At 44.0% G+C, this 26,615-nt stretch carries 23 protein-coding genes; all 23 read right to left on the bottom strand.

Annotated elements, in window-relative coordinates; genetic code table 11:
• Positions 1 to 226: 226 nt before the first annotated feature.
• Positions 227 to 1,036, bottom strand: coding sequence for a 2-amino-4-hydroxy-6-hydroxymethyldihydropteridine diphosphokinase (gene folK, locus O3602_RS08870; protein WP_371611516.1), 810 nt, complete (start codon positions 1,034 to 1,036; stop codon positions 227 to 229).
• Positions 1,037 to 1,061: 25 nt separating this feature from the next.
• Positions 1,062 to 1,616, bottom strand: coding sequence for a GTP cyclohydrolase I FolE (gene folE, locus O3602_RS08865; RefSeq protein ID WP_003013598.1), 555 nt, complete (start codon positions 1,614 to 1,616; stop codon positions 1,062 to 1,064).
• Positions 1,617 to 1,624: 8 nt separating this feature from the next.
• Positions 1,625 to 2,935 (bottom strand): folylpolyglutamate synthase/dihydrofolate synthase family protein, encoded by a 1,311-nt coding sequence (locus O3602_RS08860; protein ID WP_003013562.1) that lies wholly within the window; start codon positions 2,933 to 2,935, stop codon positions 1,625 to 1,627.
• Positions 2,936 to 3,886 carry a dihydropteroate synthase gene (gene folP, locus O3602_RS08855; protein ID WP_003013781.1) on the bottom strand — a complete coding sequence of 317 codons (951 nt, stop codon included), beginning with the start codon at positions 3,884 to 3,886 and terminating at the stop codon, positions 2,936 to 2,938. It abuts the gene before it with no gap.
• 162 nt (positions 3,887 to 4,048) lie between these two features.
• Entirely contained in the window at positions 4,049 to 4,780 is a 732-nt protein-coding gene (locus O3602_RS08850; protein WP_003013633.1) for a CPBP family intramembrane glutamic endopeptidase, read from the bottom strand.
• Positions 4,781 to 4,852: 72 nt separating this feature from the next.
• Positions 4,853 to 6,046 carry an acetate kinase gene (locus tag O3602_RS08845; RefSeq protein ID WP_003013749.1) on the bottom strand — a complete coding sequence of 398 codons (1,194 nt, stop codon included), beginning with the start codon at positions 6,044 to 6,046 and terminating at the stop codon, positions 4,853 to 4,855.
• 51 nt (positions 6,047 to 6,097) lie between these two features.
• Entirely contained in the window at positions 6,098 to 7,051 is a 954-nt protein-coding gene (locus O3602_RS08840; protein WP_003013538.1) for a class I SAM-dependent methyltransferase, read from the bottom strand.
• 30 nt (positions 7,052 to 7,081) lie between these two features.
• The gene (gene comGG, locus O3602_RS08835) at positions 7,082 to 7,549 is read right to left on the bottom strand and encodes a competence type IV pilus minor pilin ComGG (RefSeq protein WP_371611515.1); all 468 of its coding nucleotides are present in this window, start codon (positions 7,547 to 7,549) and stop codon (positions 7,082 to 7,084) included.
• Complete coding sequence (comGF, locus tag O3602_RS08830) at positions 7,506 to 7,958, bottom strand: competence type IV pilus minor pilin ComGF (protein ID WP_003013730.1); 453 nt, start codon at positions 7,956 to 7,958, stop codon at positions 7,506 to 7,508. Before comGF ends, comGG begins: the two co-directional genes overlap by 44 nt.
• Entirely contained in the window at positions 7,948 to 8,235 is a 288-nt protein-coding gene (gene comGE, locus O3602_RS08825; protein ID WP_151379300.1) for a competence type IV pilus minor pilin ComGE, read from the bottom strand. Before comGE ends, comGF begins: the two co-directional genes overlap by 11 nt.
• Entirely contained in the window at positions 8,201 to 8,605 is a 405-nt protein-coding gene (gene comGD, locus O3602_RS08820) for a competence type IV pilus minor pilin ComGD (protein ID WP_003004513.1), read from the bottom strand. The genes comGE and comGD overlap by 35 nt, the downstream gene beginning before the upstream one ends.
• A complete protein-coding gene (comGC, locus tag O3602_RS08815) occupies positions 8,595 to 8,912 on the bottom strand; it encodes a competence type IV pilus major pilin ComGC (RefSeq protein WP_003013558.1) in 318 nt (105 codons plus the stop codon). Before comGC ends, comGD begins: the two co-directional genes overlap by 11 nt.
• Positions 8,909 to 9,940, bottom strand: a complete 1,032-nt coding sequence (gene comGB / locus O3602_RS08810; RefSeq protein WP_270299867.1) for a competence type IV pilus assembly protein ComGB — start codon at positions 9,938 to 9,940, stop codon at positions 8,909 to 8,911. Before comGB ends, comGC begins: the two co-directional genes overlap by 4 nt.
• Complete coding sequence (gene comGA / locus O3602_RS08805; protein ID WP_003004071.1) at positions 9,873 to 10,814, bottom strand: competence type IV pilus ATPase ComGA; 942 nt, start codon at positions 10,812 to 10,814, stop codon at positions 9,873 to 9,875. Before comGA ends, comGB begins: the two co-directional genes overlap by 68 nt.
• Before the next feature lie 86 nt (positions 10,815 to 10,900).
• Positions 10,901 to 11,290, bottom strand: coding sequence for a DUF1033 family protein (locus O3602_RS08800; RefSeq protein ID WP_037607163.1), 390 nt, complete (start codon positions 11,288 to 11,290; stop codon positions 10,901 to 10,903).
• A gap of 222 nt (positions 11,291 to 11,512) precedes the next feature.
• Entirely contained in the window at positions 11,513 to 12,616 is a 1,104-nt protein-coding gene (locus tag O3602_RS08795) for a glycosyl hydrolase family 8 (RefSeq protein ID WP_003013631.1), read from the bottom strand.
• Positions 12,617 to 12,624: 8 nt separating this feature from the next.
• The gene (locus O3602_RS08790) at positions 12,625 to 13,935 is read right to left on the bottom strand and encodes a glycosyltransferase (protein ID WP_003013729.1); all 1,311 of its coding nucleotides are present in this window, start codon (positions 13,933 to 13,935) and stop codon (positions 12,625 to 12,627) included.
• Positions 13,928 to 14,068 carry a hypothetical protein gene (locus O3602_RS08785; RefSeq protein ID WP_003004308.1) on the bottom strand — a complete coding sequence of 47 codons (141 nt, stop codon included), beginning with the start codon at positions 14,066 to 14,068 and terminating at the stop codon, positions 13,928 to 13,930. The genes O3602_RS08790 and O3602_RS08785 overlap by 8 nt, the downstream gene beginning before the upstream one ends.
• Positions 14,069 to 14,077: 9 nt before the next feature.
• Positions 14,078 to 14,866: a hypothetical protein gene (locus O3602_RS08780; RefSeq protein WP_003004116.1), complete on the bottom strand. Its 789-nt coding sequence runs from the start codon at positions 14,864 to 14,866 to the stop codon at positions 14,078 to 14,080.
• Complete coding sequence (gene wecB / locus O3602_RS08775) at positions 14,867 to 16,021, bottom strand: non-hydrolyzing UDP-N-acetylglucosamine 2-epimerase (protein ID WP_003013625.1); 1,155 nt, start codon at positions 16,019 to 16,021, stop codon at positions 14,867 to 14,869. It lies immediately after the preceding gene.
• A 321-nt stretch (positions 16,022 to 16,342) separates the two neighbouring features.
• Complete coding sequence (rpoC, locus tag O3602_RS08770) at positions 16,343 to 19,996, bottom strand: DNA-directed RNA polymerase subunit beta' (protein ID WP_003013785.1); 3,654 nt, start codon at positions 19,994 to 19,996, stop codon at positions 16,343 to 16,345.
• Between the two features lie 159 nt (positions 19,997 to 20,155).
• Positions 20,156 to 23,725: a DNA-directed RNA polymerase subunit beta gene (gene rpoB, locus O3602_RS08765; protein ID WP_003004415.1), complete on the bottom strand. Its 3,570-nt coding sequence runs from the start codon at positions 23,723 to 23,725 to the stop codon at positions 20,156 to 20,158.
• Between the two features lie 351 nt (positions 23,726 to 24,076).
• Positions 24,077 to 26,548, bottom strand: coding sequence for a penicillin-binding protein PBP1B (gene pbp1b / locus O3602_RS08760; RefSeq protein ID WP_003013703.1), 2,472 nt, complete (start codon positions 26,546 to 26,548; stop codon positions 24,077 to 24,079).
• Between the last annotated feature and the right edge of the window lie 67 nt (positions 26,549 to 26,615).

The raw sequence follows: 26,615 nt of genomic DNA, 5'->3' as shown, positions 1-26,615 counted from the left end.
TATTCAATCATATTCTGAAACTTTCCGCCGTGAGAAAAGTGCCTGAAACGACTCAGTTTCAGGCACTCGGAATTATTGAGACCTTAGGCTCAATAATTAGTCATGGAACTTCGTAGAAGTTCGCTGACGTCCGTACTCACCTAAGGAAAGTTTTTAAAATGACTTTGTCTTCAATCTGAACAATCCCTCGAACAGGGATTGTTTTTTATGATGCAAAGAAGAGGGACTATTTGACAGCCTCCCATAATTGGCGAATGGCCTTTCTTTGAACAGGGTCCACAAAATGAGGAGCAATTTCATTCAAAGATTCTAGGACAAAGGCACGTTCTGCCACATAAGGATGTGGCAAGATCAAGCTCGGACTGTAACAAATGGTGTCCTCCATATAGAGCAGATCTAAATCAATCACACGTGGTCCCCACTTGACCTCACGGACACGTCCCATTTCCTGCTCAATGGCAAGTAAGGCCTCTAATAAATCCTCTGGGGTCATCCAGGTTTCAACCTCTGCCACTTGATTCAAAAAGGTGTCCTGCTCCACTCCTCCCCAAGGTTCTGTTTCAATCCTTGTGGATGTCTGAAGAAGGCGAATACCTCGATCCTTGATTTTTTCTAGCGCCGTCTCTAGTTGTAGTTGTTTATCTCCCATATTGGTGCCAAGCCCAATAAAGGCCCGTTTTTTCTCCCGTTCGATTGTCACCGAACAAGTCTCTAATGGCAAGGGAACAGGAGCCCAAGGTTTTTTCAACTCCAGACGAACTTTTTCTACGAAGGCATAGCTTTCGAAAATCTTTTGAACCAACTGAAAGGCCACCGTTTCAATCAGATCGATCTTTTCTGCCTGCATCCACTCGGTCAACTGTTCCGCCAAGATCCCATAATGGATCGAAGCTTCCAAATCACCTGTGCGGGCAGCACGAGTCATCTCATAATCTACCCATAGGTCTAGGACAAAGCGTTGTCCTAATTCTTTTTCTGTTGGAAAAACACCGTGATAGGCGTATACCTCTAAGTCCTTGATCCGTAATTGATCCACTCTCTTCACCTCTTATAGCCAGCCATTAGTGGCCCATGAGTTTATAGGCTTCATTTTTTAAGTCTTTATCTGTCGCAAGCAGTCCACGCGCAGCAGTTGTCACTGTAGCGGTCCCAGGTTTACGGACACCACGCATGTTCATACACATATGCTCTGCTTCTACCCAGACAAGTGCTCCTTGTGCTCCAAGATATTCCATCAAGGCATCTGCGATTTCTACCGTCAAACGTTCCTGAATCTGTGGTTTTTTAGCGTAAACTTCGACCGTACGAGCCAGTTTTGAAAGCCCAGCCACACGGCCATTTGGAATGTAGGCAATGTGCACTTTTCCATAAAATGGCAAAAAGTGATGCTCACACATGGAATGGAAGAAGATATCCTTCTCGACCACCATATTGTTATCAATGATTTCAAATGATTTAGACAGGTGCTCTTCTGCTGTCTGCCCTAGTCCTGCAAAGATTTCTTGGTACATCTTTGCAATGCGGATCGGCGTTTCCTGAAGTCCCTCACGGTTCTCATCTTCACCGACTGCCTCGATGATCATTTTCACTGCTTCTTCAATTTTCTTTGTATCCATATCATCTCCTAGTTGGATTTTTCTGTTTTTAATAAATAAGGTCGTACCTGGCTAAGGAAGTAGAGCGACCCCGTTACAATGAGGAGCTCATCGCCTTCAGCTTGCCAGTTTTGTAGAAACTCTTGCCAGTTGACGTCCTCAAGCTGATGGTTTTTCGCAGTAGCTCTTATCTCTTCTTGAGAATAAGCTCTTGGATCTTCAAAGCTCGTAAGGATCAAGCGACTATTTTCTAGTTCCTGCCACTGAATGAGCATCTCTTCTATGGCTTTGGTCCGGATGCAGGTAAAAAGAATAGTCTTTTTTTGACCTGGGAACAGTTCCCGAAGACTTGCGATCAAAGGCGCAACGGCGTGGGGGTTATGGGCCCCATCTAGCAAGATCATGGGATTTTGCGAGACCACTTCCATCCGGCCAGGCCAGATGACTTGATGCAAGGCCTCATCCACTAACTCTCTTGACAAGAGTTCACGCCCTTCTCTTTCAAAAAGTACATCACAGATACTGATAGCAAGAGCTGCATTTCTGGCCTGGTGATGTCCTAAGAGCGCTACTTGATAGGAGGCTGTTTCTCTTTTGGAACTGTGATAAGAAAAGGATTGGCCCGATAAACAAGAGGCCCCTAGCTCAACTTGGTAATCTCTGTCATAGGCTATTATCGGTGCCTGCTCCTGAATCGCAATGTCTTCAATGACTTGGCTGGCTTCTGCTTCTAATTTCCCTAGAACCAGAGGAATTCCTGGCTTAATGATACCAGCCTTTTCACGGGCGATGGAAGCCAGATCTGACCCAAGAAGGGCAACATGATCCAAGCCAATCGAAGTGATCGCCGTCAGAACAGGCTGACAAACATTGGTACTATCTAGTCGTCCCCCCATACCGACTTCCATAATCACGTAATCCAGCTCCTCGTGAGCAAAATAATCATAGGCAATCGCCGTCATCACTTCAAATTCAGTCAACCCTTGAAAAACAGCCCTTGATTCTTCAGCTTGCAGGAGCTGCTGGTAACTATCCAGGTAGGTTTGCAGGTCTTGATCCGAAATGGCTTCGCCATTAATGGTGATTTGGTCATTGTAATGGATCAGATAAGGAGAGGTAAAGACTCCAACGCGTAAACCTGCCTGCCTCAAGAGTTGGGACAAGGTAGCAATGGTAGAGCCTTTGCCATTGGTCCCTGCAATATGAATGACCCGACAGTCTAGGTGAGGATTTCCTCTCAAAGCCAAGAGAGCTTCCATGCGCTCCAAGCCGAAATGTGGATCTTGGGAACGATAGGCTTCTAGCCAACGAAGATCCAACTGATGTTCTTTTGTCTTCATTTACTTGTATTGTTTTAAATTGGTATCTGCTGCCTCTTGGGCTTGGAAAATGGCTTGCCCCAGACTGGCTGCCATCTTGTGAAGAGGAATATCATGCACCCGCACTACTTCGACTCCTTGACTGGCTGCAATACTGGTCAAATGGCTCGAAGCCAGGTCCCGATTCCAAAAACCAGTCTCCGTTGCAGGATCTGTCTCAAATCCAGCTTCCTCAATAATATTGACCACAAAGCGTTTGCGGGAGACACCTAGAAAGATCGGATACCCCTTTTGGTGAATCGTCCCGAGTTCTTGTAATAAGAGTAAGTTCTCTCGCTTGGTCAAACCAAAACCGATCCCAGGATCCAGCATAATACGATCCATTTGGACACCAGCTGCTTTCGCTACCGCAAGCGAGCGGTCAAAGAAGGTCCACATCAAGTCTTGAATCGGTTCTTGAGCCATCTGTTGAAGTTCTTGCTCTGAAAAGACTGGTTCGAAACCAAAACGTGGAAAGATAGTGGAACTTGGATGATGCGGTCTTGCCATCACTGGATTAAACATGAGAACCGCGCTGGCTTCATGTTCTGCAACCACAGCAGCCATCTTAGAATCTCCAAGAAAACCAGTAATATCGTTGACAATATCAGCCCCAGCTTCGAGCGCCGCCGCCGCCACCTGGGACTTCCAGGTATCCACTGAAATCAAGACATCACTTTCTTTCCGAATGGCTTCGATCACCGGAACCACACGGTCAATCTCTTCTTGGATCTCTACATAATGACTACCTGGTCTGGTTGATTCTCCTCCGATATCGAGGATCTGAGCTCCTTCTTGGATCAGTTTTCTCGCCTGCTGCAAGGCTGCATCCACACTCGTATACTTACCGCCATCAGAAAATGAATCCGGAGTGACATTTAAGATCCCGCAAAGAAGGGTCCCTTGGCCACTCAGCCATTTTTTATCAATCATTTTCGCTCTCCTTTGATTCCCTTCCTACAGCATGATTGCGAATAAAAGAGGCTAGAACAAGTGTTCTAAACCTCTGAGTCTACTCTCCATACGGATTTCTGATTTTATCTGACCTTCTGTAGGATGGTTCTGCATCAAAACTCATTGGTACCTACCATTTTATCATAATTTATCATGGAAGAAAACTCTCCATACTGGCAATAAACAAAGGAGTATGACCACCGGATAGTAATAAGCCAGCGCATTCAAGGTCATATGAAGGCAAATGCTATACTCGATCCGCTTGTAACGATAAGCCACCCAAGTTAAGATCAAGGACATGCCTCCGTAAGCTACCCATTCCCCTAGGGTACTCGGGCCATGCAAGTAAGTAAAAAAGATAGCACCGGCTAGGTAACCGATCGGTTCTGCCCCTCGAAAGATCAAACGAGGGATGATGGCCCGACAGAGCAGCTCTTCTAGAATCGGAGCAACAAGGATCACGACCATGCCCATAGCAAGAAAAGGAGCATGAGATTGTAGTTCATTCAGAGCCGCTTGGTTTGCCGTCGTACCACCTGCCTCTTGTTTTAACAAGGGGTAGGCGAGCAGGTTATTAGCCATCAACAAGAGAAGAAAAAGAAAATTTCTCCCCAGAGCCGGCCAGGTTATGACCAGAACATCCAAGTTCTCCAGAGGGCTCATCTTAATGACCCTATAAAAAACAAAGAGCACCGCCACTGTCACCAAGAGAGTGAGGATGGTGACCCACCTTGCATCCATTCCTTCTTGAAGGGAATAAACCATGGTGATGAGGGGAAATTGTGAGAGAAAGAATAAGGGCACAAAAAGCAGGAGCCAGAGGGCATTCTTACATAATGGGTGCTCTCGAATAAAAGACTGTATATTTTTCAATGGACAACCTCTTTCTTGTATAAAATAAGAAGGCTGGGGCTTTCGCCTCCAGCCTTCTCACTTTATTTCAGTTTACTGATTTTTGAAACGTTCAACGTCACGCGCAATCACCAACTCTTCATCAGTTGGAATAACCAATACCTTCACACGGGAATCATCTGTGGAAATATCTCCAACAACTCCAAAGACGTTCTTTTCAGGGTCGACCTTGCAGCCAAACCAGCTGATCCCATTGATAATAGAAGAACGAACGTTTACTGCATTTTCACCGATTCCTGCTGTAAAGATGATGGCATCTGCACCGTTCAAGACAGCCAAGTATTGACCGATGTATTTTTGCAAACGATCGATAAAGATATCGTAAGCCAATTTAGCTTTTTCGTCTCCATTCTGCATCGCTGTATGAATATCCCGCATGTCGCTAGAAGATTCAGAAACACCCAGAAGACCTGATTCACGATTGAGGATGCGGCTGATATCTTCAGGCTCACTGAAATCCTCTGTATGTTCCATCAAGTAAGGAATAATCGCTGGATCGAGATCCCCTGTACGGGTTCCCATCATGACTCCACCTAGAGGGGTGAAACCCATTGAGGTATCGACAGAGATTCCTTTGTCAACTGCTGTAACAGATACACCATTTCCAACGTGGCAGGTGATCAATTTCAATTCTTCTAATGGTTTCCCAAGAAGTTTAGCAGCTTCACCAGCTACATACTGATGACTGGTCCCATGAGCACCGTACTTACGGACCTTATTTTCTGTGTAATATTTGGTTGGAAGAGGGTAACGATAAGCTTTTTCCGGCATGGTTGTATGGAAAGAAGTATCAAATACCACAACACTGGTAATATTTGGACAAATCTCTCTAAAGGCACGAATTCCAGCTGCATTTGCAGGATTATGAAGAGGTGCTAATAAAGACAATTCTTCTACTTTTCGAAGGACTTCGTCATCTACCAAGGCAGAATCCTTGAAGTATTCTCCACCAGCAACGACGCGGTGGCCCACACCTGTAATCTCATCGTAGGATTTGATAATATCAAAGCGAATCAAATCATCCAACAAAATTTTTACAGCTTGTGTATGGTCCTGAATATCTAATACTTGTTTTTCTGAACGTCCATCAAATTTAACGGTTGAAATAGAATCCTTCAAACCGATCCGTTCAATCAACCCTTTTGCAAGAACAGTTTCCTCTGGCATTTGGTACAATTGCCATTTCAAACTAGAGCTTCCTGCATTAATAGAAATTGTTTTCGACATATATTCACCTCATTAAGCGTTTTCACTTCCTCTATTATATCAGATCTTTGATCAAATTTCACTATCCTTTAACCAGTTTTGGAAACTTTCCATAAAGTGAACCACCTGGTCTTGATTCTGGAGATCGGTAAACGGATAGACAAAGGGCTGAACAGACTCTTCTTCTTGTTTTCGTAGGACGAAAATCGTCTTAGCATAGGCTGGATTTGAAAAAAGAGATTCTGGCAAGGTCAGCATGGCAAGGAGTTGAGCTTTGTCTGTTAGCCAAGCTTTTAAAAGGTCACTCTGAGGGCTTGTCAAGAGGTTATTGGGGGCTAAAAAGATAGCTACTCCTTGAGGTTTCAGGTATTTCAAAGCCTGTTCCATCATGAGGTGATGGGCATAGGTATGGCCTTCGGAGCTCGCTACCTGATAGCGCTGTGCAATCGCATCATCTGGATAGTAACCAATCGGAAGATCACTAACGATCAAGTCACTTTCTTTCAACACTTGCGGACGCACCGCATCTCCTTGTGCAAAGACAACGCTAGACTCCATCACATCTGCGATACTAGCAGATAGATCAATCAAGAGATCATCTACTTCCAATCCTAAGTAATCAATCGTGAGACGGCTATTGTTGACAATAGTCTCAGCGAGATTTCCGGTTCCACTTCCCACTTCTAAGACATCCAGTTGGTCGCCTTTGGCCAACTGATCGATCAAAAATGTAATGATAAAACCAATCGCATCTGGAGTGAACTGGTGATTCGCTTGTAAAGGTTCTGTCTGAGCAGCTTTCATAAAAAGGAATTGGTAGGCTCTGCGCCATTCTTCCTTACTTAAACCTAATTCTTTTAATTTTTGGCTATTATTTTTGACAATGTCTAGGTCTGTCTTGCCCTGCAAATACATGACATTTTGTTCAATCAAGGCGTCATAAAAGTTGGTCGACAATTCATTTTGAATACTTTGAGTGTTTTCCAATAGATAGGTATAGGCTTGTTCAATTTTTTCGAAATTCATGATTTCCTCCGCACCCTATCATACCAAAAATTAGTCTTTTTCGCTATTTTCTGATGGCTCCTTGGTCTCGTTTGACGTCTCTTCAGAAGTCGTTTCGCTCCCTAGCTTCTCTTTATCTTTCTGTTTCTTCTTCTTTTCTTTTTGACTCTTCTTGCTTTCTTTTTCTTCCCTTACAGGAAGGACAAACGCATAGCTTTCGCCATTTATCTCAGTCTGGGCATGCAGAAAACCAGTGTCCTGCTGTAGCTGAACAACTCCAGACTTTAAGTGAATATCCGATGTTTTCTCATCACTCTTTCTTTTTTCAAGAGCCAATTGCACCAACGCATAGGCCCGAAGACGCTCTTGACTCGTCTTTAAGATTCGCCTTTCCGCAACCTGACGGTGCAGGTAAAACTGAAGCAAGAGACTAAAAATCGCTGCCATCAAGAGAGCGTAGAGTAAGACCCCAGCCTTAACTTTTTTCATTTTGTATCGCTGGTACCACATGGTAGACATACTCCCTTTCTAGACCATCTTCAAAATTCAACCGCAGATGAATCAACTCTCCCTCCTGCCAAATCTGACTAGAGTGAACCCCTGAAATCATAGGCTGATAGCCCCTGCCCTTATCATCTGTTTTTCGGATATCATCTCCTTTAGATTGACCAATGGCAATTGGTTTTTGATCCTGAACCAAGTAGATATGGTTGTTCTCCACTTTTTCAAAATGACTCCGGTCCAATTCCACCTGCAATTGTTGCTGAAAAAGTATCCATTCTTCCTGCTTTTGATGCGCCTGGTAGTCCAATTCAGCATGCAGAAGCTTGGTCAAGCCTTGAAAGACCAACACTCCCCCACTGAGCACCAAGAGAGCGACCAAGGCTTCGAGCAGGGTAAAGGCCTTGACCTTTCCTTTATTCCACATGCAGCACCACCTTTCCTTGATGATAGACTGTGAGTTGATCGCCATCTTTTTCGACTTGAACCTGAATACCATTGGCCTCCAGATGATTTTGCCCCGTCTGAAGCGCCATTTGAGCGACCGACAAGACTTCTACCTCTTTGAAATCCGCTAGTCGCTCCTTGCGCGAACGGCGGATCTCCCCTAACAATAAAGTCGTAATCATGGCAAATAAACCCAAGGCTACCAGAGATTCTAGGAGAATACTAGCGGGAACGGATGCTTTTTTTAATTTTCCCATTTCCAAGTGAAAGCTGATAAGTCACCACTCCTCTCTGTGTCTGAAAGTGAACATTGGCTAGCGAAGAATTGCCACCTGCTCGGTCCAATCGAATAGTTTTAGGATCTTGCAAAATGACAGAATCAGGAATCTCCACCGTCTGGTAGGGCGTTTGAATCTTCCTTGCAGTCACTTCAACATCCAATTCCGTTTGCCTTGCCAATGCTATCTTTTGGCTTTCTTGATAGAGATGTTCAAACTCTGCAAAAAATACTTTTTCTTCCACCTGCTGAAAGCTCGTCTTGATCGATCCCGATAAGCCCAGATAGATAAAACTGACGATCATCAAGGTCAGAAGGGTCTCCACCAAAGTGAAGGCCTTAATCTGCAACCGCACGAGTTTCTCCACTATTTTTCGCATAATAGGCACGGTAGGATTCAGCTTGTTTGTTGGTAATATTTCCATCCGCAATCAGTTTTGCTAGAGTGGCTTGGTCATTGGTATGATTGAGCTCATACAATTCAGCCTGGCTTTCGACCACCTTCACAACCGCTGCATTTCCTGTCTCTTTCACGGAGTCTTTTTGCTTGGTCAAATTCGGCACAAAGAGCAATAAGAGCACACTGATGATCAATAAGACCACCAACATTTCAATAAGTGTAAAGGCTTTAACCTTATAGGTTTTTATTTTTTTCATAAATGAACCTCCATATTTTGATAAATCGGCAGCAACATGGCTGCATAGAGTAACACAATCACAAGAGCCACAAAGATAAACACCAAGGGTTGTATCACATTCATGGCCTTGTGAACCCGACGAAAGAAATCTTCCCATGTTTTTTCAGCGTAGATCTCTAGTTCACTTCCGAGCTTTGATTTGACTTCACCATATTCAATCATAAGGGGCAATTCTTCTTTGAAAAAAGGATACCCCCCGACCGTCTCTGAAAAAGACTGGCCACGGTCTAAAGAAAGAGCTAAGTCCCTTCCAATTTCTTGAAAAAGCTGGGATTTTTGGTCCTGCATCATGGAAAAAATCTGAGACAACTCCAATCCTTGCCCAATCAGATTGCCCCATTCTCTAGCATAATAGGCTGTCAAATAAGCTTGAATCATGCCTTTTCCGAAAGGCAGATGAGACAAGGTTCTAAAAACGTTGATCTTGCCTGACTTTCGATAATAGAGAAAGCCGAGTAAGAAGAAGGTCACCAGTCCCGCTCCTAAGGCCAAAAAGAGTTGGGGGAAGGAACTGATCAATTGCGTCCCAATATTTTGAGCATCCATTTGGGGGAGTAAATAATTACGCAAGCCTAGCATAATCAGAACTAAAAATCCAAGCAAGATGAGAGGATAGGTGCTCACCTCAATCAGCTTTTTCTTGACCTTGCGCATGTTTTCTAAGTAAGCACTGATTTTCTCCAAGCTCAATGAAAGATTGCCATGGAGCTCAGCGAGAGACAGCTGTGTCGTCACTGCATCTGAAAAACCGATCCCCGCCATCATCTCTGAAAAACTCCGCCCCCGAGAAAGGTCCTCTCGCATCTGGGAAACCAAACGACTCTCCACTAGGTGAGAGCGATCCAGAAAATCGACGATCTCAGACAGATGAAAACCACTCGAATAAAGATTCAAAAACAATTCAATGATTTGCTTTTGTTTAGCGGTAGATAATTTTTTCGGCTTGCGCCTGAGCCAGCTGGATATATCCCGATTGAGCCAAGAGATCCATTTGTTGGTTCCAGCGGCTGGCTGAGTGCTCTTGGTAGTTTTCCGTCGCAAAATCGACCACACCTCCTCCTGCAATTAATCGTTGGTAGCAAATACCTTGTAAAACTATCTTGAGCTCTTCCTCGCTCACTCCAAGTTCTAAGAGCCTCTCATAAACACCTCGAACGCTCTTGGCATGAATAGTAGAGAAGACGGTGACTCCTGTCAAACTAGCTCGTACGACTGCACGAGCTGTTTCCTTATCTCGGATTTCTCCAATAATGAGAAGGTCCGGCCGATGGCGCAAGGAGAGTTTGATCAGGTTGTCATAGGTCATGCCGATCTGGTCATTCAGCTGGAGCTGAAGCATATTCTCTTGCTTGATCTCGACAGGATCTTCAATGGACATGACTTGCTGGTCCGCAAAGCGCTCTTGCGCCAACGCATGCATGAGAGTGGTCTTTCCCGAGCCAACGGGACCCGCAAAAAGATAAAGCCCACGACCAGCCAATTTCTTCTGCAAGTCCGGCAACTGGTCAAACCAAAACCGCAATTCACGTTCCTCATCATGCAAGAGCCGAATGACCAAGCTTTCATAGCCACGATAATCCCCCACTGTCGACAAGCGAATCGAAACCACTCCATCCTCTAATGGGTAATCACACGATCCTAGCTGGCTGCGCCTTTTTTCTCCTACATTCATCCCTGCTGCAAATTTGAAGTGGCTAATAATAGCTGTCATGTCCTCAAAAGGGAAGGACTGTACAAAACGTCTCTCATCTCCCACCCTCATAAAAACCTGGTACTCCTCCTTCCGAGGAATGAAGTAAAGATCCTGAGCTTCTTCCTTTTTCCCCAGGCGGATCAATTTTTTTGCAATTTCTTGAACCATAGTTCCTCCTCTCACTTATACTATTCGAAAAAGAAGACAAAAAAGAAGACTTTCTAGATCGCTCTAAAAAATCTTCCGAATTTTTCTTATGACAGGGTCGTCCCCTTTTTTGAATCGATTGTATATTGACAAGAACGGTGTTTGCGACTGCCTTTTTCCTTTTCGTAACCTGGACGGAGCTTGCTTTTAGGGATCTTATGCTCGTCTTCTAAGAGGACAATCGAGTGGAAAAACTGCACATCATCACTGCAGTCCTCACACCACTCTTGCTCTTTGGTATCCCAAAAGATTGTCATGAGATCACTCCGACTCTTATAACTTGGAAAGTGTGCATTCAACTCCAACCATTTCTGCTTGTAGTATTTCAAAGCCTGGTAATAGTCTTCAAACTTCCGACTACTCACGATATCTTCTTCCCAACCTTCTAAAAACCACCAGGGTTCACAGTCCCCGTACATTTCAATTACTCGATACATTAACTCTTCCATCCTTTGTATCCTCTATTATATAGAAAATCCTTTGAGAACAAAAGTTTTCTGCTCAGAGCATCATTTTTCAGGTAATTTTCAATTGATTTTTGCTATTATTTTTCAAAAATAGACTACTTGATTTCTCTTGGGTCCTTTTTTCGGGAATCAAAAAAAGAGCTTCCCAACAAAATGGCGAGCCATCTTGGGGAACTCTCTCTTCTCAAGTATTTAGAACAATTCAAGTGCAATCATAGTTGTCATGGTTGCATCGTAATAGTTGTTCAGAGGTAGATCTTGTGTAAAGATATACTTGTTCTGTTGAACCAATTTCAAATAGCCTTTTTCTTGTTCAGAGGCATAGACAATCGGTGCCAAAAAGCTTGCTGCCTGATGATTATTCAGGGCCTTCCCTTTCAAATCATAACCCGCATACAGGTTTCTTTGACTCTTGAAAAAGTTTAGTATCTTTTTCACCAATTTTTGACTGTCTGCGTCCTTGCTTTGAATAAGGTTGTATGGAAGACGACAAGCGTTATAAGAATAGGCACCATCATACTTGGATTCAATCGTCTTGGGATCCGCTACACGCGTTCCTTGCTCATCTACCCAGATGAAATCAGGTAGTAAACCTGTTTTTGTTTGGGAGCTAATCGTTTGGAGTTGCTGTAACATCTTTTCTTTGATAGCCAACCACTTCGAATCTTTTGTCACTTCATAAAAGATCTGGAATTGTGCTGGCAATGTATCAGACGTCCGCATCAAATGATAAAATTCCGAATCCTGATTGGCCCAATTTCCCACCGTTAATACACCGTTTTCTTCATTGTAATTGTATGAGAGAACATCTTCTAAAATCGCTTTTGCTTGTGCTTGGTAGTCTTTAGCTTGCTTTGGCCATTGCTGAGCAGCTTTTAGAAGAGCATAGGCAATGTAGAGATCCCCATCTGTTGCGTTATGCCCCTCAACACTCGCCTCCCCATTAGCAATAGTTTGTTTCCAAGACATTAATTGGGTGCCTTCTAAGCGATGATTTAGATAATATTGATAGAGTCGGTCAAAGTCTGCTTGTTGGGCTTGTCCTTTTTCGGCAGCTGCGACAGTAATGAGCATTCCATAACTTTGCGCCTCGGATAACACCACCGTTTGATTGCGATCATTGGTAGTTCGAACATAGGATTCTTTCCCTTTTGAAACAACAAAATGCTCATTCCACTGACGATAAATTCGATTTCGCATCTCCACTTTACTTCTCGTTCTCGCTAAAAACAAGGTCAAACAGAAAATGCAAAGGATGACTAGAAACCATACATATCTCATCTTTTTCGTATTCATAATTTCTCCTATCCTGCGAATCGTTTTGTTTTAACCCATTTGGTTTCTTTCCGGTGCAATAGTTTATCCATCACAATCGAAGAGATGGCATCAATTGACACAATGATAAACAGTTGAGAATAGGTGAAATAGGCAGCTAGGGCTAACCAAATTTGCTTGGTGGTTGCTTGACCAAATTGTGAGGCAAGAGCCACATTAATCTGAAGAAGATAAAGCCCAATCATCAAGACCCAATTGAAGAGCATCAACTGCGCAATATAGATATTTTCAGAATCAAAAGCAAACGGAATCTGAACACCTGGTACCACTGTATGGATACACATGGCCAGAATATTGGCAAAAAAGATCAAATCAGATAAGATGATCGCTGCATTAAACCAGAAGAAAACACAGGAATAGTTAGTCACTTCTAACTTCACGCGCCAATTTCCCTTACCAAATAAATGCTTGAAGTTGGAAAGAACCACTTCATAATTCCCTTTGGCCCAACGTTTCCGTTGCATATAATAACTCTTCAGAGTTTCCGGCTCTTGTTGGAAGGCTTCTGAATTATAGGCTAGCGCAATCAACTTCCCACTTTGCATAATTTTGAAGGAAATATCGGTATCTTCTGTTAAGGCACCATTTTTCCATCCTCCAATACTCTTGACAAACTCAGTTTGAATAATGAAATTGGTTCCTGGAATCCGTCCAATCTTGAAGAGATGCCACATGCCCACATGATGAACCCGTTGGGTAACAACAATCTCTTGGTTGATACAGCGGGTCAAGAAGTTTTGATTGGCATTCCGTGTTTTATTGCGACCGAAAGAAGCCACATGACGTTCTGGATCTTTGAGCACTTCTTTCACAAGGAAATAAAGAGCATTCTTTTCAGGCATGGCATCTGCATCATAGACGCAGATATAGTCTCCAGTCGCCATCGCCAAAGCGTCATTTAGCACACCGGCTTTCCCACCTGTCCCACTTCGATTGATAATGGTCAAATCACGTCCTGCATACTCTGGCAATACTTTAACTGCCAAACACTCTTCATAAGTGCGATCGGAACAATTATCCGCAAAGAGCAGTAATTCTACACGATCATGTGGGTAGTTCATATCAAGGATCGCTTTGGCGGTTTGTGCAATAACCACATCTTCATTATGGGCGGGTACGACGATCGTCACTTTTGGATAATAAGGAAGCGGATCCGTATTGACACGAAAATCACTGTGTTTAAACCAAAAATGAACAGCTGAAAAGAGGATTACTAGGCCCCATGCTAAGGACAGCCAAATCGAAATCAAGGCAATAATCATCACAATTTGACTAATCATGGTCCACCGCCTTAAAGTTTTTATTGACACGGCGGTAAATCACCGTATAAGCTACAAATAATACAATAAAGCACAAGGCAAAAAATACACTAATGCCTACAGCTATATTAAAAAATATATTTGTAAGAGACATGACTTCCTCCTAATATTCCACAATAATATCTGTTTCAAGTTGACGTTTTAAGTAACGAATCACTTCTTTATAACGATAGTATTTAGTTCGATTGGATTGATCCACTACAAGAAATCCTGACTGAAATTGGATGCCCTGAATTCCATCTTCTCCTTGGAAAACCAGTCCTTCCAACTGCGGTTTTAAGACCGTCATATAATTGCTCTGCAGATCCTGCTCACTATTAGAAGATAAGATCAAAAAATTACCGTCTGATACATAATACAAGCTTTCATTTGGTTTCAGATGATGTGTTAACAAATAGTTGATTTGGTTCAAGGTCCGATTGTATTCCCTCGGTTGCAATTGGAAGAACAATTCCTCGTGCGACCAGTGAATGAGTAAGGCTTGAATCGTATCATTGGTTTGTCCGCTGTAAGAAGCGATGCGATTGCGGTAATCTGCGTAAGCTTCTGGCTCTTGATCCTTTACTTTTGCAATCTCTTTAAAGAGGTGATAACGAATTTGAATCAAGATTCCAATCAAGATCGGAAAACTAAAAAGTAAGAGTAAGGCTTGATGGAACGGGATATAGACAACACCCGCCACCAAAAAGACAATCCCTAGGGCAAATGACAACAGGATGGTCCATGTCAACAATAAATCCGATAAAACAATGGCAGAAAATAATCCTAAAACAAAGAACAATCCTTCTTCAATCAGAATCTCTCTTGCAAAAAACAAGCAGTAAAGTAAAAGAAGTACTTCAAAAACAATCAAAATCAGCAACCATCTACTTAACTTTTCCGTTTTTTTCATTTATTCTTTCTCTCCCTCATGAAATTCTTCGGCAGCCTCCCCCTGGCCAAAGTAATGTTTAATAGCTTGTACGATTCGCTCAGAAGCTTTTCCATCCCCATAAGGATTTCGGGCATTTGCCATTTGAAGATACAGGCTTTCGTTGGTTAAGAGCTCTGTCATCGTCGTTTTGACGACACCAGGATCCGTACCAACTAATTTCAAGGTCCCTGCTTTGACCCCTTCTGGGCGTTCTGTTGTATCGCGCAATACCAATACCGGTTTTCCTAATGACGGTGCCTCCTCTTGCACCCCACCTGAATCCGACATGATAAAGTAACTTCTAGAAGCTAAGTTGTGGAAGTCAAGCACATCTAAAGGTGCGATGAGGTGGATCCGATCATGATCTCCTAATAGATCGTTTGCCGCCTCTTGGACCGCCGGACTAAGATGCACTGGGTAAACCACTTCAATAGTCGGTTCTTGATCCACCATTTCTCTCAGAGCTCCAAAGACCGCTCGCATGGGTTGGCCTTGATTTTCTCTTCGATGCATGGTGACCAGGATGACTTTTTTAGCTGGATCCAATTGATCTAACACTTCGTGGTGATAGTCCTCTTGAACCGTGAGTTTCAGCGCATCAATGGCAGTATTTCCTGTCACTACAATAGCGGATTCCGGATGATTTTCTTTTAAGAGATTGGCCTTACTTTCACCCGTCGGCGCAAAATACAGATCCGCTAAATCATCTGTCATTTGACGGTTCATCTCTTCAGGATATGGAGAATATTTATCAAAGGTTCTCAAACCAGCTTCGACGTGACCAATGCGGACTTGATTGTAAAAGGCAACTAGACTCGCCGCAAAGGTGGTGGTCGTATCTCCATGGACAAGCACCATATCTGGCTTTTCTTTTTTGATAACTGGATCTAACTGATTCAGAATTTTAGAGGTAATCTCTAATAAGGTCTGACTCTTCCCCATAATATCCAAGTCGTAATCAGGTACGATGTTAAAGGTTTCTAAGACCTGGTCCAGCATTTGACGGTGCTGGGCAGTGACCACCGTAATGGTCTCAATGGTCTCCCTCTGCTTTTGCAACTCCAAAACCAAAGGGGCCATTTTAATGGCCTCCGGTCGCGTCCCAAACACAACCATAATTTTCAATTTTCCCATAAACTTCCCCCGTCGACATGCATGTAATTCGACATTTTTTTAATTTGTGTACATCTTTTTTCATTCTACCGCCAATGACTTGAATTGTCAAACCGATTTTTGGTTTTATAAAGAAATTACTAATAGTTAGTCATTTTATTATTTTGAACTTTAGAATACATATCCATTTTATCACTAATTGTAAGTATTTACAGCACGACTTTTACCGGGCTAATATTTTTGGTAAAAAAATAATTCAATAATTATACAATTATTTTTCAAATAATAAATTTTTATTATTTTTGCAAAAAAAGCCGGAACTTGTAGTTCCGACTTATTTTCTTATTCTTCTACGACTTCAGCTGTTTGAACTTCATCGACTGTTCCATCTGTTAATGGTACTTCTTCGATGATTTCAACTTCATTAATCGCTTGTGGTTCCAAGTTACGGTAACGAGCCATCCCTGTACCAGCAGGAATAATCTTACCGATGATAACATTTTCCTTAAGTCCAAGGAGATGGTCTTTCTTACCACGGATCGCTGCGTCAGTAAGGACACGAGTTGTTTCCTGGAAGGAAGCCGCTGACAAGAAACTGTTGGTTTCAAGAGAGGCTTTGGTAATTCCCATAAGGACTGGACGAGCAGTTGCAGGAACTCCACCAGAGATAAGGACATCCTTATTGGCATCTGTAAAGTCTGTAATGTCCATCAGAGTACCCATGAGAAGGTCTGTATCTCCTGGATCCATGACACGTACTTTACGGATCATTTGACGCACCATTACCTCGATGTGTTTGTCGCCGATTTCTACCCCTTGGCTACGGTATACTTTTTGTACTTCCGCAAGGAGGTATGTTTCAACTGACAAGACATCACGAACGGCAAGGAGACGTTTTGGTTGAATAGATCCTTCTGTCAGAGCATCACCACGAGAAACTTGATCTCCCACTTCGACTTTCATGCGGGCAGTGTAAGGGACAACGTATTCGCCCTCACCAGTTGCTCCGCTAACAAAGACTTTCTTGGTCCGTGTAGAAGCATCTTCTTCGATCGCTGTGACTTCCCCTTTGACCTCAGTGATGACCGCTTCCCCTTTTGGATTGCGGGCTTCAAAGATTTCTTGGACACGAGGAAGACCTTGAGTGATATCGGTATTTGAGGCAACCCCACCCGTGTGGAAGGTACGCATGGTTAACTGTGTACCAGGTTCCCCGATAGATTGGGCAGCGATAGTTCCGACTGCTTCACCTACTTCAACCGCATCACCAGTCGCCAAGTTGATACCATAACAGTGACGGCAGACACCATGGCGGGTGTTACATGTAAAGACAGAGCGGATAGTGACTTCTTCCACACCAGCATTGACAATTTCACGTGCTAGGTCTTCTGAAATCAAGGTATCTGGACCAACGATGACTTCACCTGTTTCAGGGTGTTTAACAGATTTCTTGGTATAACGACCAGTCAAACGTTCTTCGAGTGGCTCGATCATTTCCTTACCATCAGTAATGGCACGGATCACAAGTCCACGGTCTGTTCCACAGTCGTCTTCACGGATAATGACGTCTTGGGCAACGTCAACCAAACGACGAGTCAAGTAACCTGAGTCGGCTGTCTTAAGGGCCGTATCAGTCATCCCTTTACGGGCACCGTGAGTTGAGAAGAACATTTCCAATACAGACAAACCTTCACGGAAGTTTGACAGGATTGGCAATTCCATGATCCGTCCGTTTGGAGCGGCCATCAAACCACGCATACCGGCAAGTTGTGAGAAGTTTGAGATGTTACCACGGGCTCCAGAATCCATCATCATAACGATTGGGTTCTTCGGATCTTGGTTATCCACCAAGCGTTTTTCTAATTTCTCACGGGCTGCACGCCATTCAGCTGTAACGGCATTGTAGCGTTCGTCATCTGTGATCAAACCACGACGGAATTGTTTAGTGATTTGTTCCACACGTTTGTGAGATTCTTCAATGATTTCTGCCTTATCTTCAACGACCGGAATATCGGCAATCCCCACTGTCAAACCAGCAAGGGTTGAGTGATGGTAACCCAAGTCTTTCAAGCGGTCCAAGAAAGCAGATGTTTCGGTTGTACGGAAGCGTTTGAAGATTTCTGCGATGATATTTCCAAGATTTTTCTTCTTGAATGGAACGTTTAATTCCAATTTCTCAATCGCTGCTTTGACATCTTGACCAGTCTCCAAGAAGTACTTAGCTGGAACGCCTTCTGTCAAGTTGGCATTATTTGGCTCTTGAAGGTACGGAAGTTCTGCAGGCATGATATCGTTAAAGAGGATCTTACCAACAGTTGTCAAGAGAATCTTGTGTTGTTGCGCTTCTGTCCATGGTTTGTTCAAGCTATCTGTCGCAATTCCGACACGTGTATGCAAGTGAACATAGCCATTGCGAAGAGCCATCACCGCTTCATCACGGTCTTTAAAGACCATGCCTTCGCCTTCACGACCAGCTTCTTCCATAGTGAGGTAGTAGTTCCCCAATACCATATCCTGAGATGGGGTAACAACTGGTTTACCGTCTTTTGGATTCAAGATGTGCTCAGCAGCCAACATCAAGATGCGAGCTTCTGCTTGAGCTTCTTCTGAAAGCGGTACGTGGATGGCCATTTGGTCACCGTCAAAGTCGGCATTATAGGCTTCACAGACAAGTGGGTGCAAGCGAAGGGCTTTCCCGTCAATCAAGACAGGTTCAAAGGCTTGGATCCCTAAACGGTGAAGGGTCGGTGCGCGGTTCAAAAGAACTGGGTGTTCTTTGATCACTTCTTCGAGGATATCCCAGATACGTTCATCTCCACGTTCGACCAAGCGTTTTGCAGCTTTGACGTTTTGCACGATATCACGCGCAACGATTTCACGCATCACGAATGGTTTGAAGAGCTCGATCGCCATTTCACGTGGCACACCACATTGGTACATCTTAAGAGTTGGACCAACGGCGATAACGGAACGTCCTGAGAAGTCAACCCGTTTACCGAGCAAGTTTTGACGGAAACGTCCTTGTTTCCCTTTGAGCATGTGGCTCAATGATTTCAATGGACGGCTACCTGGTCCTGTGATTGGACGACCACGACGACCGTTATCGATCAATGCATCAACGGCTTCTTGAAGCATCCGTTTTTCGTTTTGCACGATGATACCAGGAGCATTCAACTCAAGCAAACGTGCCAAACGGTTGTTCCGGTTGATCACACGGCGGTAAAGGTCGTTCAAGTCAGAGGCAGCAAAACGGCCACCATCCAATTGGACCATCGGACGAAGATCTGGTGGAATAACCGGAAGGATGTTGAGAACCATCCATTCTGGCTTGTTGCCAGATTTGTAGAAGGCATCCAAGACATCCAAACGACGAACAGCCTTCACACGTTTTTGACCAGTTGCAGTCTTCAATTCTTCTTTCAAGAGAGCAATTTCAGCTTCCAAATCCACTTGTTTCAAGAGGTCTTGGATCGCTTCTGCACCCATCTTAGCTACAAAGGAACCTGGTCCGTATTCACGCAAGCGTTCACGGTATTCACGTTCTGTCATGATGGATTTGTGCTCAAGTGGTGTATCTTTTGGATCGATCACCACGTAAGCTGCGAAGTAAATGACTTCTTCAAGGGCACGAGGGCTCATATCCAAGGTCAATCCCATACGAGAAGGGATGCCTTTGAAGTACCAGATGTGTGATACAGGTGCTTTCAACTCGATGTGCCCCATGCGTTCACGACGAACTTTCGCACGTGTTACTTCAACCCCACAGCGGTCACAAACGATCCCTTTGTAACGGATCCGTTTGTATTTCCCACACGCACATTCCCAGTCTTTTGTAGGTCCAAAGATGACTTCATCAAAGAGACCTTCACGTTCTGGTTTCAATGTACGGTAGTTGATTGTTTCAGGTTTCTTGACCTCTCCATAAGACCATGAACGGACCTTGCTTGGAGAAGCTAGGGTGATTTGCATACTTTTAAAACGATTTACATCAACCACTATTTCTTACCTTTCCTTGTTTTCATACTTGTTTCATTTGGATACAGCTTAGGTGGGGGAAGAAAGGAAACTTTCTTGCCACCTCCTTGTGTCTGTATCTTGTTATCGAATCATCCTGTCAGAAGCATTGGTTTCTCACAGGACAATCATTTTTACTGATTATTTTTCTGATTCTTCAGCATCAAAGGCTGCTTTTGCTTCCTTGGCTGCTTTTTCACGTGCTTTTTCAAGGTCATCCACATGAATCACATCATCGTCTTCCCCTTCATCGAGGTCACGAAGTTCCACTTCTTGATCATCTTCGTCCAAGACACGCATGTCAAGACCAAGAGATTGCAATTCTTTGACAAGAACGCGGAAGGATTCTGGTACACCTGGTTTTGGAATTGGTTTACCTTTGGTAATCGCTTCATAAGCTTTCAAACGTCCGTTGACATCATCTGACTTGTAAGTCAAGATTTCTTGAAGGACATTTGATGCACCATAAGCCTCAAGGGCCCACACTTCCATTTCCCCGAAACGTTGTCCACCAAACTGAGCTTTCCCTCCGAGTGGTTGTTGGGTAACCATTGAGTATGGTCCGACTGAACGGGCATGGAGTTTATCATCAACCATGTGGTGAAGCTTGATCATGTACATGACACCGACAGAAACACGGTTGTCAAACGGCTCACCAGTCCGTCCATCGTAAAGGATGGTCTTGGCATCGCTATCCATACCAGCTTCTTTCACAGTATCCCAGAGGTCTTCTGAGCTTGCCCCGTCAAAGACTGGTGTTGCGATGTGAATACCCAAGTTACGAGCGGCCATACCAAGGTGAAGTTCCATAACCTGACCGATATTCATACGTGATGGCACCCCAAGAGGGTTCAACATGATATCAACCGGTGTACCGTCTGGAAGGTAAGGCATATCTTCAACTGGAACAATACGAGACACAACCCCTTTGTTTCCGTGACGACCAGCCATCTTATCTCCGACGCGGATCTTCCGTTTTTGTGCGATATAAACACGAACCAACATGTTGACACCCGATTGCAATTCATCTCCGTTTGCACGGGTAAAGATCTTAACGTCGCGAACGACCCCATCTCCACCGTGAGGTACACGGAGTGATGTATCACGCACTTCACGAGATTTATCTCCAAAGATCGCGTGAAGGAGACGTTCTTCAGCAGAAAGGTCTTTTTCACCCTTCGGCGTTACCTTACCGACAAGGATATCGCCTTCTTTAACCTCCGCACCAATACGGATAATACCTGTTTCATCCAAGTCACGAAGAGCATCTTCCCCAACGTTTGGAATTTCACGGGTAATTTCTTCAGGTCCTAACTTGGTATCGCGTGTTTCTGATTCGAATTCTTCCAAATGAACAGATGTGTAGACATCGTCTTTCACCAAGCGTTCGCTCATGATAACGGCATCCTCGAAGTTGTACCCTTCCCATGTCATGTAGGCAACGATTGGGTTTTGTCCAAGCGCCATTTCACCTTTTTCCATAGAAGGGCCATCAGCGATAAAGTCACCTTTTTCAACAACATCGCCAACTTTTACAAGAGTACGTTGGTTGTATGCCGTACCTGAGTTTGAACGACGGAATTTTTGGATATGGTAAACATCAAGAGATCCATCTTCCCGACGAACTTCTACCTTGTCCGCATCTGCATAAGTAACTTTACCATCGTATTGAGCGATAACAGCCGCTCCAGAGTCATGTGCTGCTTGGTATTCCATACCAGTACCCACATAAGGGGCTTTGGGATCAATCAATGGCACAGCCTGACGTTGCATGTTGGCACCCATGAGGGCACGGTTGGAGTCATCGTTTTCCAAGAAAGGAATACATGCAGTCGCAACGGCAACTACCTGTTTTGGAGAAACATCCATATAATCAACACTTGATGCTGGATATTCTTGGTTAACCCCTTGGTGGCGTCCCATGACAACTTTTTCTGCGAAAGTTCCATCGGCGTTTAATTTTGAGTTAGCTTGCGCAACTGTGTATTCATCTTCTTCATCGGCTGTCAACCAAACGATTTCGTTAGTTACTTTACCAGTTGCACGGTCTACCTTACGGTATGGTGTTTGAATGAAGCCATATTTGTTCAAATGTCCATATGAAGACAAGTTGTTGATCAAACCGATGTTTGGTCCTTCAGGTGTTTCGATTGGACACATACGACCATAGTGGGTATAGTGCACGTCGCGCACTTCATATCCGGCACGGTCACGTGTCAAACCACCAGGCCCTAAGGCAGACAAACGACGTTTGTGTGACAACTCAGAAAGTGGGTTGTGTTGGTCCATGAACTGTGACAACTGTGAAGAACCAAAGAATTCTTTAATCGCTGCAGTTACTGGACGAATGTTGATGATTTGTTGTGGTGTCAAGGCATCGTTATCTTGTACAGACATCCGTTCGCGAACGTTTCGTTCCATCCGTGAAAGTCCAAGACGCACTTGGTTGGCAAGCAATTCACCAACAGCACGAATCCGACGGTTCCCAAGGTGGTCAATATCATCTACACGTCCAAGACCTTCTGCAAGGTTCAAGAAATAGCTCATCTCTGCCAAGATATCAGCAGGTGTGATGATGCGCACTTTGTCAGATGGGTTTGCATTTCCGATGATGGTGACAACGCGGTCTGGATCTGTCGGAGCGACAACTTTGAATTTTTGCAATTCTACTGGCTCTGTCAAAACAGCAGCATCATTTGGAATGTAGGTGATTTTGTTCAAACCGTTATCCAATTGTTCTGAGATGCTGTCAATCACATCGCGCGTCATCACTGTGCCAGCTTCTACAAGAATTTCCCCTGTTTCAGCATCCACCAATGGTTCTGCGATTGTTTGATTCAACAAGCGGTTCTTGATATTGAGTTTCTTGTTGATCTTGTAGCGACCAACTGGTGCCAAATCATAACGACGTGGATCAAAGAAACGGGCTACCAACAAGCTACGTGAGCTTTCCGCTGTTTTTGGTTCACCTGGACGAAGACGCTCGTAGATTTCTTTGAGGGCTTCATCTGTCCGTGAGTCCATTGGGTTTTTGTGGATATCTTTTTCGATAGTATTGCGAACCAATTCGCTGTCCCCAAAGATATCAATGATTTCATCATCTCCTGAAAATCCAAGAGCACGCACAAGCGTTGTAAATGGAATTTTACGTGTGCGGTCGATGCGGGTGTAGGCAATGTCTTTTGAGTCGGTTTCAAGTTCTAACCAAGCCCCACGGTTAGGGATAACAGTTGATCCATAACCAACCTTACCATTCTTGTCCACCTTATCATTGAAGTAGACACCTGGTGAACGGACCAACTGAGAAACGATAATCCGTTCTCCACCATTGATGATGAAGGTTCCCATTTCAGTCATGATTGGGAAATCACCAAAGAAAACTTCTTGGGTCTTGATTTCACCTGTTTCTTTGTTAACCAAACGGAAGGTCACAAAGATTGGTGCTGAGTAGCTGGCATCGTGGATGCGCGCTTCTTCAAGCGAATACTTGGGTTCGCGGATTTCATAACCCACAAATTCCAATTCCATTGTATCCGTGAAGTTTGAGATCGGAAGCACATCTTCAAAGACTTCCTTCAAGCCATGATTCAAGAAATCTTTGAATGAATCTGTCTGGATTTCAATCAAGTTTGGTAAATCAAGAACCTCTTTGATTCTTGAAAAACTACGACGGGTCCGATGTTTCCCGTATTGAACGTCATGTCCTGCCAAAGTTTTTAGCTCCTTTTTCCATACTAGGATAGCTTGGTAGCATCACTCCTACCACCTATCCGGTTTTAACTACAATTGTGTGATTTGCATCACGTGAAGAGTTGTCTCTTCATCTCATTCGTCGCTTTTTGCAATTTTTAGAAAAATTAAATTTGTGTAACAAACTACAAGTTTCTTAAAAAATAGGCACAAAAAGAGCAGCTAAATCGACTTATTCAAGTAAGATTTAACTGCTGTAAGCTCTTATTTGGACAATATTTCAAATAAAGCACACGACAAATTAGTTGTCACTATTATATCGTTTTTTCCTTCAAAAATCAAGACTTTCACTAGGTTTTCTACCAGATAATACTAGCGCCGATTGTCACGATTTGAGCTGTTTCGATTTGAGCTATTTCGATTTGAGCTATTGTTTGATGAACTATTTGTTGTTGAATTGTTCTTATTATTCGACTGATTCCCACTGGTATTGCCCAGCATCGCTGCCCAAGCACTTTGATAATCGCTATCCGATCCTCCGATTGCAAAACGATATTGAGTAGTTGGAGCTCCGTTTTTAGCCCAAAGGCTCGTCACCATTTGACCGCTCACATCGATATCCCGGCCATTGACATTGACGCGACCTGGTCTTTCACCAGTCGCTTTGAGTACTTCAGAACGGATCACACTCTTATCGAGAGTGAATTTATCCTGAATCCCAAAGAGACTTGGATCAGCTTGGTAGATCGCATTCGCCAACTGCGCCATGTATTGAGCATTGTTGTTGTAGCCGGTCAAGGTCTGCATGGAAGCATTGTTGTCATGGCCGATCCAACCTCCTAAAGAAACATTTGGTGTGGATAACATCAACCACATATCCCCATTTGAGTTGGTCGTACCGGTTTTTCCAATCCAGTCAGCACCCGCCAGTGTTGGATTGATTTGGCTAATCCGTGACTTAAAGGTCGTTGTAGCACCCGACGTAATAACCCCTCGCAAGAGATCCTGCATAATCGTTGCCGTTGCTGGAGAGTAGACACGAACAGGATCTGCCTCGTGCTTGTAAACCACATCTCCATCTCGATCAATAATTTGCTCTACCATGTAGCGTTTGAGGTAGTCCCCATTGTTAGCAATGGTTTGGAAACCATTGGTATGTTGGGCAACGGTGACCTCAATTCCTCCTCCCATCGGCAGACTCTCAATGCCATATTCAGGAATATCATAGCCCATTTTCTTCATGTAGGATGGAACATCGACACCCTTTTCGCGAAGAGTTCGGTAAGTCCAGTAAGCTGGAATATTCCATGAGGTATTGAGGGCCTCACGGAGATCCATCATGGCTGTCCCTCGGCTATCCACGTGCATGATCGGCTCACCACTTGAGAAATTAGTCGGGTAGTTAGAAAGGATGCTATTGCTTCCCATCAAGCCTTGGTCGATCGCAATCCCATAGGCCAACAGCGGCTTGATAGTAGACCCTGGGGAACGCTCTGTATCAAAGGCATGGTTGTTTTGGTTGCCGTCAAAATTCCGTCCACCGATAAATCCTAAAACGGCACCTGTTCGGTTGTCCATAAGGACATTCCCAACTTCTACAAGTCCCGTTCCATCATCCAAGACGCTTCCAAAATTCGCTACTGCGGCCTGCATCGCATTGTGAACCGGTTTGTTTATAGTGGTTTGGATGGTGTAGCCACCCTCGCGCAACTCACTCTCAGCTAATTCTTGATAAGCCTTGACGGTTTCATTGTTTTTTAGGTCTTGCTTGGTTACATTGTCTCGCTTGATCAAGTAGTCATACATGGCCTCTTTAGCTTCTGCCATGGCTTGGAAGTAGAGGTAGTCATGCGGTGTTTTCTCGATACCATCTGGATCGATGAAGTCTTTGGTTAAGTCGTACTTAGCATAGGTTTCATAGTCTTTTTCCGACAAGACTCCCGTCCGGTACATGTTGAACAAGACATCTTTAGCACGCGCCAAACCTAACTCTAGGTTTTCCTTGCTCTTTAGGCTACCATCAGCAGCATAAGGAGAGTAGACAATCGGACTTTGTGGCAAGCCAGCGATAAAGGCCGCTTGTGGAACGGACAAGTCTTTCGCAGAGACGCCAAAAATCCCCTGAGCTGCGGCTTCCACACCTGCAATATTTTGTCCCCGATTGTTTCGTCCAAAAGGCGAGACGTTTAAGTAGGTAGTTAGGATTTCATTTTTATCCATCCCCCGCTCTAAAGCCAAGGCATCGACAATCTCTGTCGCCTTACGAGTAAAGGTTGGAGCATCTCCCACGACTTGCTGTTTGATCAACTGCTGGGTCAGGGTTGATCCCCCACTAGAGGAACCCACACCGGCTACAGATCCAAGCGTCGCCCGAAGAACAGCCTTGGGCACAACCCCCTTGTGGCTTTCAAAATTCTCATCCTCAGTAGCGATCACAGCCTTTTTGACATTATCAGAAATGGCATCTCCAGCTACCGGCGTGCGGATCAGATCACTGTCTACTTCTGCAATCAAGCTCTTATCGGAATAGGTTAGTTTTGAAACACTGCTGACATTGCGAACCTGCTGGACCAATTCTTCTGTCTTTGGAACCTTGACATTACTAAAGAGGCTCGCTGCATAACCAATCCCGATCCCTGCGCCAAATAAAAAGAGGCACACGAACAGGGCGATCATCACATCCCACAAGAGTTTGAGGGTCCTCAAAAAGGTCGCAAAAACATCACCGACAGACCAGTTACTTTCCTCATTTTTTTCCTTATTCGGAGTTTCTGTATACATATTTTCAAAGAATTTTTGAACCTTCTTCCAAAATTCTTGCAACTTCTCTTTTAATTGATTCACTGATTCTTTCTCCTTGTTCCCTATATTATAGCAGATTAGGCACTTTATTTTCAATTACAATATCATA

It is taken from the genome of Streptococcus sp. 27098_8_186, assembly GCF_041432055.1.
Lineage (GTDB): Bacteria > Bacillota > Bacilli > Lactobacillales > Streptococcaceae > Streptococcus > Streptococcus dentalis.
The sequence above is the reverse complement of the archived record's forward strand: the minus strand, read 5'-3'. Positions and strand labels throughout refer to the sequence as shown.